We start from the raw sequence: 16,328 nt of genomic DNA on the forward strand, positions 1-16,328 counted from the left end.
GTTCACTGCTTTGTTCGACACGAAAAAAAGCCCGGCGATTGCCGGGCTTTTTTCGTATCGACTTTAGCGGGCGCGGTAGGTGATGCGGCCTTTGCTGAGGTCGTAAGGCGTCAGCTCGACGCGGACCTTGTCACCAGTAAGGATACGAATGTAGTTCTTGCGCATCTTTCCGGAGATGTGCGCGGTTACGACGTGCCCGTTTTCCAACTCCACGCGGAACATGGTGTTGGGCAGGGTGTCGACGACAGTGCCTTCCATTTCGAAGCTGTCTTCTTTCGACATGCAGTAAAGCCCTCGGTGTTCAGTTATGGCCCGGCACAGAAGTACCCAGCTACAAAAAGTGGCGTGCATTGTGCCCGAAAAATGGAGGTCAAGCCAAGGTTTTCAGTTCAGGGTGACCCAGCGCTGGTTGATCAGCAGTTCAATAGGGCGGTATTGGGTCTTGTAGTTCATTTTTTTGCAGTTCTTGATCCAGTAGCCAAGGTAAACGGCATCGAGACCAAGGCGCAGGGTTTCGCCGATCTGCCACAGGATGGCATAACGGCCGAGGCTGCGGCGTTCTTCTGTAGGTTCGTAGAAGGTGTAGACCGCCGAAAGTCCGTTGGGCAGCAGGTCGGTCACCGCGATAGCGACCAGTTTGCCGTCCAGGCGGAACTCGTAGAAACGGGAGAATGGCAGGTCCCGGACCAGAAAGGTCGAGAACTGGTCGCGACTGGGAGGGTACATGTCACCGTCAGCATGGCGCTGCTCGATGTAGCGTCGGTAGAGGTCGAAGTACTCTTCGTTGAACGAAGGGCGGGCGGGGCTCACCACCAGGTCGGCGTTGCGCTTGATGATGCGTTTCTGCTGGCGATTGGGGGTAAAGCGCGCAGCCGGGATGCGTGCCGGTACGCAGGCATTGCAATTCTGGCAATGGGGCCGGTACAGGTGGTCGCCGCTGCGGCGAAAGCCCATTTCCGACAGGTCCGCGTAGACGTTGGCGTCCATCGGCTGGCTCGGATCGAGAAACAGCGTGGTGGCTTGCTCGTCAGGCAGGTAGCTGCAGGCATGGGGTTGAGTGGCATAGAACTTCAACCGCGCCAACTCAGTCATGATCAACCCCTCGGCAGGTGTTTTTTCTAAGTGTAAGCCAGCTCTGAAAACTCGCCTAGCAAACGGCTCGCTGGCAGATCCAGGTGGCGCGATTGGGCTGGTCCAGGTACTGGCGCAGATAATCGGCGAAGGTCGCACGGGCGATGGCGCGTGCGCCAAGGCTGTGCAGGTGCTCGGTCGGCATCTGGCAGTCGATGAGAACGAACCCCGCCTCGCGCAAGTGCTCGACCAGTGTCACGAAGCCGACCTTGGACGCGTTGTCGGCCCGACTGAACATGGATTCGCCGAAGAACAACCGGCCCATCGCCAGGCCATAGAGGCCGCCCACCAGTTCGCTGTCCTGGCGCACCTCCACGGAGTGCGCGAGGCCCTGGCGATGCAACTCGACATAAGCCGCCTGCATGTTGTCGGTGATCCAGGTGCCGTCGGCGTAGCTGCGCGGCGCGGCGCAGGCCTGGATTACTGCGCTGAAGTCCTGATCGAAACTGACCTCATAGCGCGCCTGGCGCATGAACTTGCGCAGCGAGCGGGACACGTGCAACTCGTCGGGAAACAGCACGGTGCGAGGGTCCGGCGACCACCAGAGGATCGGCTGGCCATCCTGATACCAGGGAAAGCAGCCGTGACGATAGGCTTGCACCAGGCGTTCGGGGCGCAGGTCGCCGCCGGCGGCGAGCAGGCCGTTGGGTTCCCGCAGGGCTTTTTCCAGAGGTGGAAAGTCCAGGGTGTTGCGGTTGAGCCAGGTCAGCATCGTTATTCGGTCACGCCGCCGAGGGAAGAGGAGGGCGCCCAGCATGACCCGAAAAAGCCCCGCGGGACAAGCCTGCCGGCGCTTGGCGGAATCCGCGCGGTAGAGGCTTTTGTCCGGCGCAACTGATGGCGAATTGCTTCTTGCGCAACTTAACCAGGGGGCAGTTGTCCCAACTACGCAAAAACCCCGCATAAGCCTTTGTCACAAAAGAAAATGCGTGCTCAAATTGTTGCATGGGAAATTGACCCGCCTGACTGTTCGATCCGCCGAGCCGCGATAGCGATAGGTCGGCAGTAATGTTAAAAGTAGTGATTTGTTGACCGCGCCCGTTGGTCAATCACGGTTGGACGCGCAAAAAGCGCAGGAATAGACCAGTTTTGAAGAAACCCACAGCAACACCCAATCCCGAGCCGCTCTGGCGCCAGCAGTTGCATTACAGGCTCAAGGAAGGTGCCCTGATTGCCATGGGCGCCTTGTGCCTTTACCTGTGGATGGCTTTGCTGACCTACGACCAGGCCGACCCGGGCTTCAGCCATACCAGCAACGTCGATCAGGTGCAGAATGCCGCAGGCCGTGCAGGCGCCTTCTTTGCCGACGTCCTGTTCATGGTGCTGGGTTATTTCGCCTACATCTTCCCGCTGCTGCTGGCGATCAAGACCTGGCAGATCTTCCGCGAGCGCCACCAGCCCTGGCAGTGGAGCGGCTGGCTGTTCTCCTGGCGGCTGATCGGCCTGGTGTTCCTGGTGCTGTCCGGCGCCGCGCTGGCGCACATTCATTTCCATTCCGCCCCCAGCCTGCCGGCCTCGGCGGGCGGTGCGCTGGGCGAAAGCCTCGGTGACCTGGCCAAGAACGCGCTGAACGTGCAGGGCAGCACCCTGATGTTCATCGCCCTGTTCCTGTTTGGCCTGACGGTATTCACCGACCTGTCGTGGTTCAAGGTGATGGACATCACCGGCAAGATCACCCTCGATCTCTTCGAGTTGATCCAGGGCGCCGCCAATCGCTGGTGGACTGCCCGCAACGAACGCAAGCAACTGGTTGCGCAACTGCGCGAGGTCGACGAGCAGGTCCATGACGTGGTTGCCCCCACCGTCCCCGATCGCCGCGAGCAGGTAAAAGCCCGCGAACGCATCATTGAGCGCGATCAGGCCCTTACCAAACATGTGGCCGAGCGCGAGCAGAAAGCCCCGCCAATCATCATGCCGGCCGCAGCTCCGGCGCCGGAACCGAGCAAGCGCGTGCAGAAAGAGAAGCAGGCGCCGTTGTTCGTCGACAGCGCCGTCGAAGGCACGCTGCCGCCGATCTCCATTCTCGATCCCGCCGAGAAGAAGCAGGTCAACCGCTCGCCCGAATCCCTGGCGGCCGTCGGCCATCTGCTGGAAATCAAGCTGAAGGAATTCGGTGTCGAAGTCTCGGTGGATTCGATCCATCCGGGCCCTGTGATCACCCGTTACGAAATCCAGCCGGCGGCCGGGGTCAAGGTCAGCCGTATCGCTAACCTCGCCAAGGACCTTGCGCGCTCGCTGGCGGTAACCAGTGTGCGGGTGGTCGAGGTGATTCCCGGCAAGACCACCGTCGGTATCGAAATCCCCAACGAAGACCGGCAGATCGTGCGCTTCTCCGAAGTGCTGTCGTCGCCGCAGTACGACGAGGCCAAGTCGCCGGTCACCATGGCCCTGGGGCACGACATCGGCGGCAAGCCGGTGATCACTGACCTGGCGAAGATGCCGCACCTGCTGGTAGCCGGTACCACCGGTTCCGGTAAGTCGGTCGGTGTGAACGCGATGATCCTGTCGATCTTGTTCAAGTCGGGCCCGGAAGACGCCAAGCTGATCATGATCGACCCGAAGATGCTCGAACTGTCGATCTACGAAGGCATTCCGCACCTGCTGTGCCCGGTGGTCACCGACATGAAGGACGCCGCCAACGCCCTGCGCTGGAGCGTTGCCGAGATGGAACGGCGCTACAAGCTGATGGCGGCCATGGGCGTGCGTAACCTCGCGGGCTTCAACCGCAAGGTGAAGGACGCCGAGGAAGCCGGCGAGCCGATCTACGACCCGATGTTCCGCCGCGAGAGCATGGACGACGTGCCGCCGCTGCTGAAGACGCTGCCGACCATCGTGGTGGTGGTGGACGAGTTCGCCGACATGATGATGATCGTCGGCAAGAAGGTCGAAGAGCTGATCGCCCGGATCGCACAGAAGGCGCGTGCTGCTGGTATCCACCTGATTCTCGCGACCCAGCGGCCGTCGGTGGACGTCATCACCGGTCTGATCAAGGCCAACATCCCGACCCGCATGGCGTTCCAGGTCTCCAGCAAGATCGACTCGCGGACCATCATCGACCAGGGTGGCGCCGAGCAACTGCTCGGTCACGGTGACATGCTCTACATGCCGCCCGGCACCAGCCTGCCGATTCGCGTGCACGGCGCCTTCGTCTCCGACGACGAGGTGCATCGCGTGGTTGAAGCCTGGAAACTGCGTGGCGCGCCGGACTACAACGAAGACATTCTCAGCGGCGTCGAAGAGGCCGGCAGCGGCTTCGATGGCGGCGGCGGTGGCGATGGCAGCGACGACGCCGAGACCGATGCGCTCTACGACGAAGCCGTGCAGTTCGTTCTGGAGAGCCGCCGCGCGTCGATTTCCGCAGTACAGCGCAAGCTGAAGATCGGCTACAACCGCGCCGCGCGGATGATCGAGGCGATGGAAATGGCCGGTGTGGTCACCGCCATGAACACCAACGGCTCACGTGAAGTCCTCGCACCGGGACCTTCGCGGGACTGATACCCCATTCAGCCGGCGGGCAGCGATGCCCGCCGGTTCATTCATTCTGCAACGAGGATTGCCATGCGCCTGATTCGCATGATGTTGATTTCCGCTTTGAGCCTGTCCAGCGTTTCGGCCTTTGCCGCCGAGGCGGATGTGGCTCGCCTGAGCCAGTTGTTGAACAACTCGAAGACCATCGAAGCCCGTTTCTCCCAGCTGACCCTCGATGCCGGCGGCACCCAGTTGCAGGAAACCGCCGGGCAGATGGTGGTCCAGCGTCCGGGCCTGTTCTACTGGCACACCGACGCGCCGCAGGAGCAGGTGGTGGTCTCCGATGGCAAGAACGTTACCCTGTGGGACCCGGACCTGGAGCAGGCCACCGTCAAGAAACTGGACGAGCGCCTGACCCAGACCCCGGCCCTGTTGCTTTCCGGTGATATTTCCAAGATCAGCCAGAGCTTCGATATCACCTCGAAGGAGCAGGGCGACGTCATGGATTTCACCCTCAAGCCGAAAACCAAGGACAGCCTGTTCGATTCCCTGCGCCTGTCCTTCCGTCGCGGCCTGGTGAATGACATGCAACTGGTCGACACCACCGGCTCGCGTACCAATATCCTGTTCAACGGCGTCAAGGCCAACGAGCCGGTGCCGGCCAGCAAGTTCAAGTTCGACATCCCCGCTGGCGCGGATGTGATCAAAGAGTAAGAGGTCGTACAGCCGTCCATGGACCTGTTTCGCAGTGAACCGGTATCCCAGCCCTTGGCCGCGCGCATGCGCGCGCTCAATCTGGATGAATACGTCGGTCAGCAGCACCTGCTGGCGCGCGGCAAGCCGCTGCGCGAGGCACTGGAGCAGGGCGCGCTGCATTCGATGATTTTCTGGGGCCCGCCCGGCGTCGGCAAGACGACCCTGGCGCGGTTGCTGGCGCAGTTCTGCGATGCGCATTTCGAAACGGTGTCGGCGGTCCTCGCCGGGGTCAAGGAAATCCGCCATGCGGTGGAAATCGCCAAGCAGCAGGCGGCCCAGTACGGGCGACGGACCATCCTCTTCGTCGATGAAGTGCACCGTTTCAACAAGTCCCAGCAGGATGCGTTCCTGCCCTATGTCGAAGATGGCACGCTGATTTTCATCGGCGCGACCACCGAAAACCCCTCTTTCGAGCTGAACAACGCGCTGCTGTCGCGGGCACGGGTGTATGTGCTCAAAAGCCTCGATGAAGAAGCCCTGCGTCGTCTGGCGCAGCGTGCGTTGACCGAGGAGCGCGGACTGGGCAAGCGCAACCTGAGCCTCGGCGATGAGGCGTTCAAGATGCTGCTTGCCGCCGCCGATGGTGATGGCCGGCGCCTGCTCAACTTCCTCGAAAACGCCTCGGACCTGGCCGAAGACGGCGGCGAGATTGGCGTCGATCTGCTGCAAAGCCTGCTGGGTGACAGCCGTCGGCGTTTCGACAAGGGCGGCGAAGCGTTCTACGACCAGATCTCGGCCTTGCACAAATCCATCCGCGGCTCCAACCCGGATGCGGCGTTGTACTGGTTTGCGCGGATGCTCGACGGCGGTTGCGACCCGCTGTACCTGGCCCGGCGCGTGGTGCGCATGGCCAGCGAAGACATCGGCAACGCCGACCCGCGTGCCCTGAGCCTGTGCCTGTCGGCCTGGGACGTGCAGGAGCGGCTCGGCAGCCCGGAAGGCGAGCTGGCGGTGGCCCAGGCCATCACCTACCTCGCCTGCGCGCCGAAGAGCAACGCCGTGTACATGGGCTTCAAGACCGCGCTGCGCGAAGCCGCCGAGCACGGTTCGCTGGAAGTGCCGCTGCATTTGCGCAATGCCCCGACCAAGCTGATGAAACAACTGGGCTACGGCGAGGAGTACCGCTACGCCCATGACGAGCCGGACGCTTATGCCGCCGGCGAAGACTATTTCCCCGACGAACTCGAGCCGCGCCAGTATTACCAGCCGGTGCCGCGGGGCCTGGAACTGAAGATCGGCGAGAAGCTCAAGCACCTGGCCGAGCTTGACCGGACCAGTCCCCGGCAGCGGAGAAAACCGTGATTGCACTCGTTGCCGCCGTCAGCGCCGGGGGGATTGCCGGTACACTGCTGCGTTTTGCCGCTGCCAACTGGGTCAACGCCCACTGGCCTCGCCACTTTTATCTCGGTACGCTGGCGGTCAATCTGATCGGCTGTCTGCTGATCGGCCTGCTCTACGGGCTTTTTCTGCATCGCCCGTTCGTGCCGGTCGAGCTGCGTGCCGGCCTGATCGTCGGGTTCCTCGGCGGCCTGACCACGTTTTCATCTTTTTCACTGGATACCGTGCGCCTGCTCGAAAGCGGGCAGGCGCCGTTGGCCTTCGGCTATGCCGCGGCCAGCGTGCTGGGCGGCCTGCTCGCGACTTGGGCCGGCCTGGCATTGACCCGAATCTGAACCACACCTACATAACGAGAGAACGATATGCTCGATTCCAAACTGTTACGCGGCCAACTTCAGGAAGTGGCGGACCGCCTGGCCTCCCGTGGCTTCAGCCTGGATGTCGCGCGCATCGAGTCCCTGGAAGAGCGCCGCAAGACGGTGCAGACCCGGACCGAACAACTGCAGGCCGAGCGTAACGCCCGTTCCAAGTCCATCGGCCAGGCCAAGGCCAAGGGCGAGGACATCGCGCCGCTGATGGCGGACGTCGAGCGCATGGCGGGCGAACTGGCCGCCGGCAAGGTCGAGCTGGACGCGATCCAGTCCGAGCTGGACCAGATCCTGCTGACCCTGCCCAACCTGCCGGACGCCAGCGTCCCGGTGGGCGCGGATGAAGACGGCAACGTCGAAGTGCGTCGCTGGGGTACTCCGCGCGCGTTCGACTTCCCGATCCAGGACCACGTTGCCCTCGGCGAGCGCGACGGCTACCTGGACTTCGAGACCGCCGCCAAGCTGTCCGGCGCGCGCTTCGCCCTGCTGCGTGGCCCGATTGCCCGCCTGCACCGCGCCCTCGCGCAGTTCATGATCAACCTGCACATCAACGAGCACGGTTACGAAGAGGCCTACACCCCGTACCTGGTCCAGGCGCCGGCGCTGCAAGGTACCGGCCAGTTGCCGAAGTTCGAGGAAGACCTGTTCAAGATCAGCCGCGAAGGCGAGGCCGATTTCTACCTGATCCCGACCGCTGAAGTGTCGCTGACCAACATCGTCGCTGGCGAAATCGTCGACGCCAAGCAACTGCCGATCAAGTTCGTCGCCCACACCCCGTGCTTCCGCAGCGAAGCCGGTGCATCGGGCCGTGACACCCGCGGCATGATCCGCCAGCACCAGTTCGACAAGGTCGAGATGGTCCAGATCGTCGAGCCGAGCACGTCGATGGAAGCGCTGGAAGGCCTGACCCGCAATGCCGAGCGCGTGCTGCAGGCGCTGGAGTTGCCGTACCGCGTGCTGGCGCTGTGCACCGGCGACATGGGCTTCAGTGCGGTGAAGACCTACGACCTGGAAGTCTGGGTGCCGAGCCAGGACAAGTACCGCGAGATTTCCTCGTGCTCCAACTGTGGCGACTTCCAGGCGCGCCGCATGCAGGCCCGCTGGCGCAACCCGGAAACCGGCAAGCCGGAGCTGGTGCACACCCTCAACGGTTCGGGCCTGGCGGTTGGCCGTACCCTGGTCGCGGTGCTGGAGAACTACCAGCAGGCCGACGGCACCATCCGTGTGCCAGAAGTCCTCAAGCCGTACATGGGTGGCCTCGAGGTCATCGGCTAAATGGAGTTTTTGCCGCTGTTCCACAATTTGCGTGGCAGTCAGGTGCTGGTGGTCGGTGGCGGCGAGATTGCCTTGCGCAAATCTCGCCTGCTGGCCGACGCCGGGGCCAGGCTGCGCGTGGTCGCGCCCGAGATCGAAGGGCAACTGGCCGAGCTGGCTCGGCACAGTGGAGGCCAGACCCTGGACCGCGGCTATCAGGAAAGCGATCTGGATGACTGCCAACTGATCATCGCCGCCACCGACGACCCGGCGCTCAACGCCCAGGTTTCAGCGGATGCGCGGCGTCGTTGCGTACCGGTCAACGTGGTGGACGCGCCGGCGCTGTGCTCGGTGATTTTCCCGGCTATCGTCGACCGTTCGCCGCTGGTGGTCGCGGTGTCCAGTGGCGGAGACGCCCCGGTGCTGGCGCGGTTGATCCGCGCCCGTCTGGAGACTTGGATTCCTGCCGCCTATGGTGAGCTTGCCGGTCTGGCCGCGCGTTTTCGCGAGCGGGTCAAGGGGCTCTACCCGGACGTCAATCAGCGTCGCGGTTTCTGGGAAGAAGTGTTTCAGGGCCCGATCGCCGAGCGGCAACTGGCCGGGCAGGGCGCCGAAGCCGAACGCCTGTTGCAGGCCAAGGTGGATGGCGCGACCCAGCAAAATCCGGGTGAGGTGTATCTGGTCGGTGCCGGCCCGGGTGATCCGGACCTGCTGACCTTCCGCGCGCTGCGCCTGATGCAGCAGGCCGACGTGGTGCTTTACGACCGTCTGGTGGCTCCGGCGATCATCGAGATGTGCCGGCGCGATGCCGAGCGCATTTATGTGGGCAAGCGCCGCGCCGATCACTCCGTACCGCAGGACCAGATCAACCAGCAACTGGTGGACCTGGCCCGTCAGGGCAAACGGGTGCTGCGTCTGAAAGGCGGCGACCCGTTCATCTTTGGTCGTGGTGGCGAGGAAATCGAGGAACTGGCGGAGCAGGGCATCCCGTTCCAGGTAGTGCCCGGGATCACGGCTGCCAGCGGTTGCTCGGCCTACGCCGGCATTCCACTGACTCACCGTGATTACGCCCAGTCGGTGCGTTTCGTGACCGGTCACCTCAAGGACGGCAGCAGCAATTTGCCTTGGGATGATCTGGTCGCGCCGGCCCAGACCCTGGTGTTCTATATGGGGCTGGTCGGCTTGCCGACCATTTGCGCCGAGCTGATTCGCCACGGTCGCGCGGCGGATACGCCGGCGGCGCTGGTCCAGCAGGGCACCACCAAGAACCAGCGGGTCTTCACCGGCACCCTGGCTGACCTGCCGCAACTGGTGGCGGAGCATGAGGTTCATGCGCCGACGCTGGTGATCGTCGGGGAGGTGGTGCAGTTGCGGGACAAGCTGAAGTGGTTCGAAGGGGCTCAGGGCTAGTCGTTTTTGGGCCATCGCGAGCAAGCTCGCTCCTACGCCGACCGTGTAGGAGCGAGCTTGCTCGCGAAGGCCGCACAGCGACCCAAATGTCATTCAGACGCCGGTTTTCTTCCAGATCCCCCGCCCAACCAGCCTTTCCCGATCATGCGCCCGCCCAAAGTCCTGCAACGGCCCCTTGGGCACGATGCCGTTCGGGTTGATGGTCTTGTGGCTCATGTAGTAGTGGCGCTGGATATGCTCCATGTCCACCGTCTCGGCCACGCCTGGCCATTGATACAACTCCCTCAGCCAGTTGCTCAGGTTCGGATAATCCTCGATGCGCCGCAGGTTGCATTTGAAGTGGCCGTGGTACACCGCGTCGAAGCGGACGATGGTGGTGAAAAGGCGCACATCAGCCTCGGTCAGGTAATCCCCGGCCAGGTAACGCTGCCCGTCCAGTAGCTGCTCCAACGCATCCAGCTCCGCGAACAAGGCATCGAACGCTTCTTCGTAGGCCGCCTGCGAGGTGGCGAAGCCTGCGCGGTAGACGCCGTTGTTGACCGCCGGGTAAATCCGCTCGTTGAGCGCGTCGATCTTCGCCCGCAGCGGTTCGGGGTAGAGGTCCAGGCGATTGCCGGTGAGTTCATCGAAGTCGCTGTTGAAGATGCGGATGATCTGCGACGACTCGTTGTTGACGATGCGCTGCTCCTGCTTGTCCCAGAGCACCGGCACGGTCACGCGGCCGGTGTAATGCGGGTCGTCGCGGGTGTAGCGCTGGTGCAGGTAGTCGAGGCCGTCGAGTTTGTCGCCGGTGGAGCCCTGGCTCTGGTCGAAGGTCCAGCCCTGTTCGCCCATCAGCCAACTGACCACCGAGACGTCGATCAGGCTTTCCAGGCCCTTGAGCTTGCGCAGGATCAGGGTGCGATGAGCCCACGGGCAGGCCAGCGACACGTAGAGGTGATAACGCCCGGCCTCAGGGGCGGGCAGGGCGTTGCGGCGTTGGGCGTTTTCGCGCTCGAAGGCGCCGTCCTTGCTGCTTTTGTACCACTGGTCGTGCCAGCGTCCGTCGATCAACAGGCCCATGAGGGGGCTCCTTGGCAATTCGTATAGAAGTTGGAGCCCAGTCTACGGACTTCAGTTCGAACAAATAGCGCAAAGATCCCGGGTTTTTGATCGATGGATTCGATGGGTTGTTATCAGACCAGGCGCGTTGCCCAGTATTCACGGGCTTTGGCGAAGGCGTCGTCCCGGCTGTGGCCCAGGCCACGCAGGGCCAGGGCCATGGTCGCGACCACCGCCATCTCGCCATAACTGTCGCTGGCCTCACCACACCAGACCCGAAGCAAATGATCCGGCTCCAGGCTGGCCGGCTTCACATGGCGCTGCTCCGACATCTGCGGCCATTCCTCGTCCCAGTCCGCGCTGTCGGCAGTGCCGTAGAGATGGCTGGTGGCATCCGGGTTGATCTCGATCTCGCCGCCGTCGCCCTTGACCACTATGGCGCGGTCACCGAGCAAGCGACTGGCTTCGCGGTGCACCGCCTGGTAACCGGGATGGAAGATGCTCTGCAGGCCGCAGCGCGCACCCAGCGGATTGAGCACCCGCGCCAGGGAGTGGATCGGCGAGCGCAGGCCGAGGGTGTTGCGCAGGTCGATCATGCGTTGCAGGCCCGGCGCCCAGTCCTGCAACGGGAAGAAGGCAAGGTTGTGCTGTTCAAGGGCCGTCTCGACTTCGCGCCAGTTGCGGCACAACGGTATACCGACCAGATCCAGCACCTGCTCGGTATACAGGCGCCCGGCGGTATGTGCGCCGCCGCCGTGCATCAGGATGCGCACGTCATTGATCGCCAGGCAGCGCGCTGCCAGCAGGTACCAGGGCAGGTGACGCTTCTTGCCGGCGTAGCTTGGCCAGTCGATATCGACGGCGATGGCCGGGGCATTCAGGCGCTGGCGCAGGGCTTCGGTGAAGCCGGCCAGTTCTTCCGGGCTTTCTTCCTTGTGCCGCAGCAGCATCAGGAAGGCGCCGAGCTGGGTGTCCTCGACCTTGCCGTCGAGCAGCAGGCCCATGGCCTCGCGGGCTTCCTCGCGGGTCAGGCCGCGGGCGCCGCGCTTGCCCTTGCCGAGGATGCGCACGAACTGGGCGAAGGGGTGTTCTTCCGGGGTTTCGGTAACGAGCGGGAGTGGTGAATTCATATGCAGTTGGTCGGCTTGGGCAGGCCCGCCAGCTTGGCGGCGAGTTTGGCGGGAGTGCCGTTGAACAGGCGGTTGAGGTGCAGGCTGTTGCCTTTTTCCACGCCGAGCTTGAGGGCGGTGTACTTGATCAGCGGGCGGGTCGCTGGCGACAGCTCGAACTCCTGGTAGAACTGGCGCAGCAGCGTCAGCACTTCCCAGTGATCGGCGCTCAGTTCCAGCGACTCGCGGGCGGCCAGGGCCCGGGCGACGTCTTCGGACCAGTCGCTCAGCTCGACCAGGTAGCCGTCCTTGTCCAGGGCGATGTCGCGGCCGTTGACGGTAAGGGTGCTCATAACCAGCTATTGACCTTGTCGTAGTTCAAGGACAGCGCGACGAAGCCCGGGTAGTCGACGGCGGTGGCCGGACTCTCGGTGATGGCGCGGGCCTGCAGGTCTTCTTCGAGGACGTAGAGGCGCGGGCCGAGGGTGCGCAACCCGGCGAGGGGCGCGCTGCCGGGTTGCAGCGCGTAGACCGCGTCGCCGCACAGCAGCAGGCCATCGTGGGGGCCCAGCAGGCGCAGGCAACTGTAGAGGCGGTTGTCGCTGAAGGGCGAATGGGAAATGACGTGCAGGGTGCTCATCAGAGGGTTACCACCTGGTCAAAACGGTCGATCAGCGCGGCGAGGGCCATGTCATCCAGCACCTCCACCGGCAGGCTCAGGCCCTCGGCGGCCAAGCCGCGCTCGCGCAGGCTGCTGGCGGCGGCGAACAGTTCTTCGACGCCGAACATCGGCAGCGCCTGGAGGTTGGCCGCGAGGTTCTTCTGTTGCAGCAACGCCGGTTGTTGAGCAGCGGCGAGCTGGAACACGCCGTCATCGAGAAACAGCATGCCCAGCGGCAGGTCGAAGGCGCCGCCGGCCAGGGCGATATCCAGCGCTTCGCGGGCCGATGGGCCACTCCACGGCGCCTGGCGGCTGATGATCAACAGGGACTTGGCCATTTCAATCACCTCCGAAGCAGACCAGACGGTCGGCGGTTTGCGCGGCTTCGTGCAACTGGCCGAGACCGGACAGTTCCCACGGCGCTGGCAGGTTCACCGCCGGGCGCTGGTAGCGCGTGGCTTCTTCTTCATTCAGCACGCCACGGCGCAGGGCGGCGGCGATGCAGACCACGGCGTCGAGCTGGTGGTCGCTGACGAAGGCGCGCCACTGCGCGGGAATATCAGCTTCGTCCTGCGGCGTGACCACGTTGGCCGAGGCGCTGTGCACGCCGTCCTGGTAGAAGAACAACCGGACAATCTCGTGCCCGCCGGCCAGGGCCGCCTGGGCGAAGAGCAGGGCCCGGCGCGAGGAGGGCGCGTGGCCTGGGGAAAAAACTGCGATGGCGAACTTCATGGCAGGCTCTGTGGGAAAAAACTGCGGGAATGATAAAACAAAAAGCCCGCAGCAGGCTGCGGGCTTTGGCGTCGCGGACGCGTGCTTCAGTCTTCGCGGCGGGCTTCCGGGAGGAACCAGTTCAGCACCAGCGCGCAGATACCGCCGGTGGCGACGCCGGATTCCAGCACGTTGCGCAGCGCCGACGGCATGTGTGCGAGGAACTCCGGCACCTGCGCCACGCCCAGGCCCAAGGCCAGGGACACGGCGATGATCAGCAGGGCGCGGCGGTCGAGGCTGGTGCTGGCGAGGATATTGATCCCCGAGGCCGCGACCGCGCCGAACATCACCATGGCGGCGCCGCCGAGCACGGGTTCCGGCACGGCCTGGATCACCCCGGCGACGGCCGGGAACAGGCCCAGCACCACCAGCATCAGGGCAATCCACACGCCGATATGGCGGCTGGCGATGCCGGTGAGCTGAATCACGCCGTTGTTCTGCGCGAAGATCGAGCTCGGGAAGGTGTTGAACACGCCCGCCAGCAGCGAGTTGGCGCCGTTGACCAGCACGCCGCCCTTGATCCGCTGCATCCACAGCGGGCCTTCCACCGGCTGGCGCGAGACCTTGCTGGTGGCGGTGACGTCACCGATGGCTTCCAGCGAGGTGACCAGGTAGATCACCAGCATCGGAATGAACAGTGCCCAGGAGAAACCGAGGCCGAAATGCAGCGGCACCGGCACCTGGAACAGCGCCGCTTCGTGCATGCCGGTGAAGTCCAGGCGGCCCATGTAACCGGCCAGGGCATAGCCGACGGCCAGGGCAATGACGATGGCGCAACTGCGCATCCACACCAGCGGAATACGGTTAAGCACGACGATGATCGCCAGCACCACGCCGGACAGCAGCAGGTTCTCGCCGTTGGCGAAGGTGCCGTTGCCCATCGCGGCGAAACCGCCGCCCATGCTGATCAGGCCGACCTTGATCAGGGTCAGGCCGATCATCAGCACGACGATGCCGGTCACCAGCGGGGTGATCAGGCGTTTGACGAACGGCAGGATGCGCGAGATGCCCATTTCCACGAACGAACCGGCGATGACCACGCCGAAGATCGCCGCCATCACCGCTTCCACCGGCGTGCCTTGCTTGACCATCAGCGCGCCGCCGGCGATCAGCGGGCCGACGAAGTTGAAGCTGGTGCCCTGGACGATCAGCAGCCCGGCGCCGAACGGCCCGAAGCGCCGGCACTGGACGAAGGTGGCGATGCCGGAGATGACCAGCGACATCGACACGATCAGGTTGGTATCGCGGGCCGACACGCCCAGCGCCTGACAGATCAGCAGCCCCGGGGTGACGATCGGCACGATGATCGCCAGCAGGTGCTGCAACGCGGCCAGCAGGCCGATCAACAGGCGGGGCCGGTCTTCCAGGCCAAGCACCAGTTCATTGGCCTGCGCCGGTGCGCCGGGACCTTGTTCGATTGAGCTCATGGACGTTCTGCCCCAGGAAAAAAAGGAGCGCATTCTACGGGGGCGGGGCGGTTTGGGGTAGTGCGGGTTCGGCACCGTTTTGCGGCTCTTTGCCCCGAACCGTCGCCAAAGACCGCGCGGCGGTCCTGTCAGCACCACAACCAAGCACCCCGCACCACCCTGCAGCAGGGTGGTGATCTTTCCTACAGCCAGTGCCCCGATAACCTATTGATCTGCAAACTTTTCCTTCACTTGGCCCGACCTTTGCTCCAGCGAATCCAAACTTGGATACAAGATGGAGTACCCCCCATGCAATCCCTTCCTCTGCGGACCCTCGGCTGGACTCTCGGTGATTGGCAGCACGCTTACGCAAGCGGCGACCTGACCCCGGACTTTCTTTTCGAACTGCTGCAACAGTTCCCCGACAGCGACCCGGCGTGGATCACCCGGGTGTCGCCGGAACAGTTGAGCGCGCGCCTCGCGGGCCTGGCCGCGCAACGGGCGGCGGTGGACGGCGACCTGGCGAAGCTGCCGCTGTACGGCGTGCCCTTCGCGGTCAAGGACAACATCGATGCCGCCGGTTGGCCGACCACTGCCGCGTGCCCGGAATTCGCTTATGTCGCCGGCGAAGACGCCACGGTGGTCGGCCGTCTGCAAGCGGCCGGCGCGGTGTTGCTGGGCAAGACCAACCTGGACCAGTTCGCCACCGGCCTGGTGGGCACCCGCTCGCCCTACGGCGCCGTGCCCAACAGCTTCGATCCGGCCTACGTCAGCGGCGGGTCCAGTTCCGGCTCGGCGTCGGTGGTGGCGCGCGGGCTGGTGGCGTTTTCGCTGGGCACCGACACCGCGGGCTCGGGCCGGGTGCCGGCGGGGTTCAACAATATCGTCGGACTGAAGCCGACCAAGGGCCTGCTGTCGAACAAAGGACTGGTGCCGGCCTGCCGCACCCTGGACTGCATCTCGATCTTCGCCCTGACCGTGGCGGATGCCGAGCGGGTGCTGACCGTCGCCGGCGGCTTTGACGCGGGTGACGCCTACTCCCGGCGCAACCCCGGCACGGCGCCCGTGGCGATCGGCGCGACGCCACGTCTGGCGGTGCCGGATAGCTTGGAATTCTTTGGCGACCACGGCAACGAGGCGGTCTACCAGCAGTCGCTGGAGCGTCTGCGCGAACTCGGTGCGGAACTGGTGATCGTCGATTTCGCGCCGTTCCGTGAACTGGCCAGCCAGCTTTATCAAGGCCCTTGGGTCGCGGAACGCACGGTGGCGGTGTCGGCGATGCTGGCGTCGGCGCCCGAGACGATCAACCCGGTGGTGCGCGGCATCGTCGAGGGTGGCCTCGGCTTCAGCGCCTGTGATGCCTTCCGTGCCGAGTACGCGCGGGCGGGGCTGAGCCGCGCCATCGAGCTGGCCCTGGACGGCTTCGATGCGCTGGTGGTGCCGACCTCGCCGACCCTGCGCACGCTGGACGAGATGCAGGCCGAGCCGGTGCTGTTCAACAGCCAGTTCGGCACCTACACCAATTTCACCAACCTCGCCGACCTCAGCGCCCTGGCCCTGCCCGCCGGCCTGCGCGACGACGGCCTGCCGGCGGGCATCACCCTGATCGCCCCGG

General features: G+C 64.3%; 17 protein-coding genes. 7 read left to right on the forward strand and 10 right to left on the reverse strand.

The window, feature by feature from the left end:
• Positions 1 to 63: 63 nt before the first annotated feature.
• The 3 genes from infA to aat all read right to left on the reverse strand — a co-directional run bounded on the left by infA (position 64) and on the right by aat (position 1,843).
• Positions 64 to 282 (reverse strand): translation initiation factor IF-1, encoded by a 219-nt coding sequence (gene infA, locus NTD88_RS08420; RefSeq protein ID WP_002553999.1) that lies wholly within the window; start codon positions 280 to 282, stop codon positions 64 to 66.
• 102 nt (positions 283 to 384) lie between these two features.
• On the reverse strand, positions 385 to 1,092 hold the full coding sequence (locus NTD88_RS08425) for an arginyltransferase (RefSeq protein WP_110972431.1): 708 nt from the start codon (positions 1,090 to 1,092) through the stop codon (positions 385 to 387).
• A gap of 55 nt (positions 1,093 to 1,147) precedes the next feature.
• Complete coding sequence (gene aat, locus NTD88_RS08430) at positions 1,148 to 1,843, reverse strand: leucyl/phenylalanyl-tRNA--protein transferase (protein WP_095157294.1); 696 nt, start codon at positions 1,841 to 1,843, stop codon at positions 1,148 to 1,150.
• Positions 1,844 to 2,220: 377 nt separating this feature from the next.
• Between aat and ftsK the strand changes: the two genes are divergently transcribed.
• From ftsK to cysG, 6 genes are all read left to right on the forward strand, one after another.
• A complete protein-coding gene (gene ftsK / locus NTD88_RS08435; RefSeq protein WP_262154162.1) occupies positions 2,221 to 4,626 on the forward strand; it encodes a DNA translocase FtsK in 2,406 nt (801 codons plus the stop codon).
• Between the two features lie 63 nt (positions 4,627 to 4,689).
• On the forward strand, positions 4,690 to 5,313 hold the full coding sequence (lolA, locus tag NTD88_RS08440) for an outer membrane lipoprotein chaperone LolA (RefSeq protein WP_262154163.1): 624 nt from the start codon (positions 4,690 to 4,692) through the stop codon (positions 5,311 to 5,313).
• 18 nt (positions 5,314 to 5,331) lie between these two features.
• Positions 5,332 to 6,657 (forward strand): replication-associated recombination protein A, encoded by a 1,326-nt coding sequence (locus NTD88_RS08445; RefSeq protein WP_095157300.1) that lies wholly within the window; start codon positions 5,332 to 5,334, stop codon positions 6,655 to 6,657.
• The gene (gene crcB / locus NTD88_RS08450) at positions 6,654 to 7,028 is read left to right on the forward strand and encodes a fluoride efflux transporter CrcB (RefSeq protein WP_095157302.1); all 375 of its coding nucleotides are present in this window, start codon (positions 6,654 to 6,656) and stop codon (positions 7,026 to 7,028) included. Before NTD88_RS08445 ends, crcB begins: the two co-directional genes overlap by 4 nt.
• Before the next feature lie 27 nt (positions 7,029 to 7,055).
• Positions 7,056 to 8,336: a serine--tRNA ligase gene (gene serS / locus NTD88_RS08455; RefSeq protein WP_095157304.1), complete on the forward strand. Its 1,281-nt coding sequence runs from the start codon at positions 7,056 to 7,058 to the stop codon at positions 8,334 to 8,336.
• Positions 8,337 to 9,725: a siroheme synthase CysG gene (gene cysG, locus NTD88_RS08460; RefSeq protein ID WP_262154164.1), complete on the forward strand. Its 1,389-nt coding sequence runs from the start codon at positions 8,337 to 8,339 to the stop codon at positions 9,723 to 9,725.
• A gap of 93 nt (positions 9,726 to 9,818) precedes the next feature.
• Here the strand turns inward: cysG and NTD88_RS08465 are convergent, their stop codons facing one another.
• The 7 genes from NTD88_RS08465 to NTD88_RS08495 all read right to left on the reverse strand — a co-directional run bounded on the left by NTD88_RS08465 (position 9,819) and on the right by NTD88_RS08495 (position 14,734).
• Positions 9,819 to 10,787 (reverse strand): glutathione S-transferase family protein, encoded by a 969-nt coding sequence (locus tag NTD88_RS08465; protein WP_262154165.1) that lies wholly within the window; start codon positions 10,785 to 10,787, stop codon positions 9,819 to 9,821.
• Positions 10,788 to 10,900: 113 nt separating this feature from the next.
• Entirely contained in the window at positions 10,901 to 11,896 is a 996-nt protein-coding gene (locus NTD88_RS08470; protein ID WP_262154166.1) for a glycosyl transferase family protein, read from the reverse strand.
• Positions 11,893 to 12,228, reverse strand: coding sequence for a TusE/DsrC/DsvC family sulfur relay protein (locus NTD88_RS08475; RefSeq protein WP_095157312.1), 336 nt, complete (start codon positions 12,226 to 12,228; stop codon positions 11,893 to 11,895). Before NTD88_RS08475 ends, NTD88_RS08470 begins: the two co-directional genes overlap by 4 nt.
• The gene (gene tusB, locus NTD88_RS08480) at positions 12,225 to 12,515 is read right to left on the reverse strand and encodes a sulfurtransferase complex subunit TusB (RefSeq protein WP_262154167.1); all 291 of its coding nucleotides are present in this window, start codon (positions 12,513 to 12,515) and stop codon (positions 12,225 to 12,227) included. The genes NTD88_RS08475 and tusB overlap by 4 nt, the downstream gene beginning before the upstream one ends.
• The gene (tusC, locus tag NTD88_RS08485; RefSeq protein ID WP_095157316.1) at positions 12,515 to 12,874 is read right to left on the reverse strand and encodes a sulfurtransferase complex subunit TusC; all 360 of its coding nucleotides are present in this window, start codon (positions 12,872 to 12,874) and stop codon (positions 12,515 to 12,517) included. The genes tusB and tusC overlap by 1 nt, the downstream gene beginning before the upstream one ends.
• Position 12,875: 1 nt before the next feature.
• Entirely contained in the window at positions 12,876 to 13,268 is a 393-nt protein-coding gene (gene tusD, locus NTD88_RS08490) for a sulfurtransferase complex subunit TusD (protein WP_095157318.1), read from the reverse strand.
• An 86-nt stretch (positions 13,269 to 13,354) separates the two neighbouring features.
• Positions 13,355 to 14,734, reverse strand: coding sequence for a nucleobase:cation symporter-2 family protein (locus NTD88_RS08495; RefSeq protein WP_095157320.1), 1,380 nt, complete (start codon positions 14,732 to 14,734; stop codon positions 13,355 to 13,357).
• A 288-nt stretch (positions 14,735 to 15,022) separates the two neighbouring features.
• Between NTD88_RS08495 and atzF the strand changes: the two genes are divergently transcribed.
• Positions 15,023 to 16,328 (forward strand): allophanate hydrolase (gene atzF, locus NTD88_RS08500; protein ID WP_262191721.1); only part of this gene is annotated, 1,306 nt, incomplete at its 3' end.

Origin of the sequence: Pseudomonas sp. 20P_3.2_Bac5, from assembly GCF_025466035.1 — a bacterium.
Taxonomy (GTDB): Bacteria; Pseudomonadota; Gammaproteobacteria; order Pseudomonadales; family Pseudomonadaceae; genus Aquipseudomonas.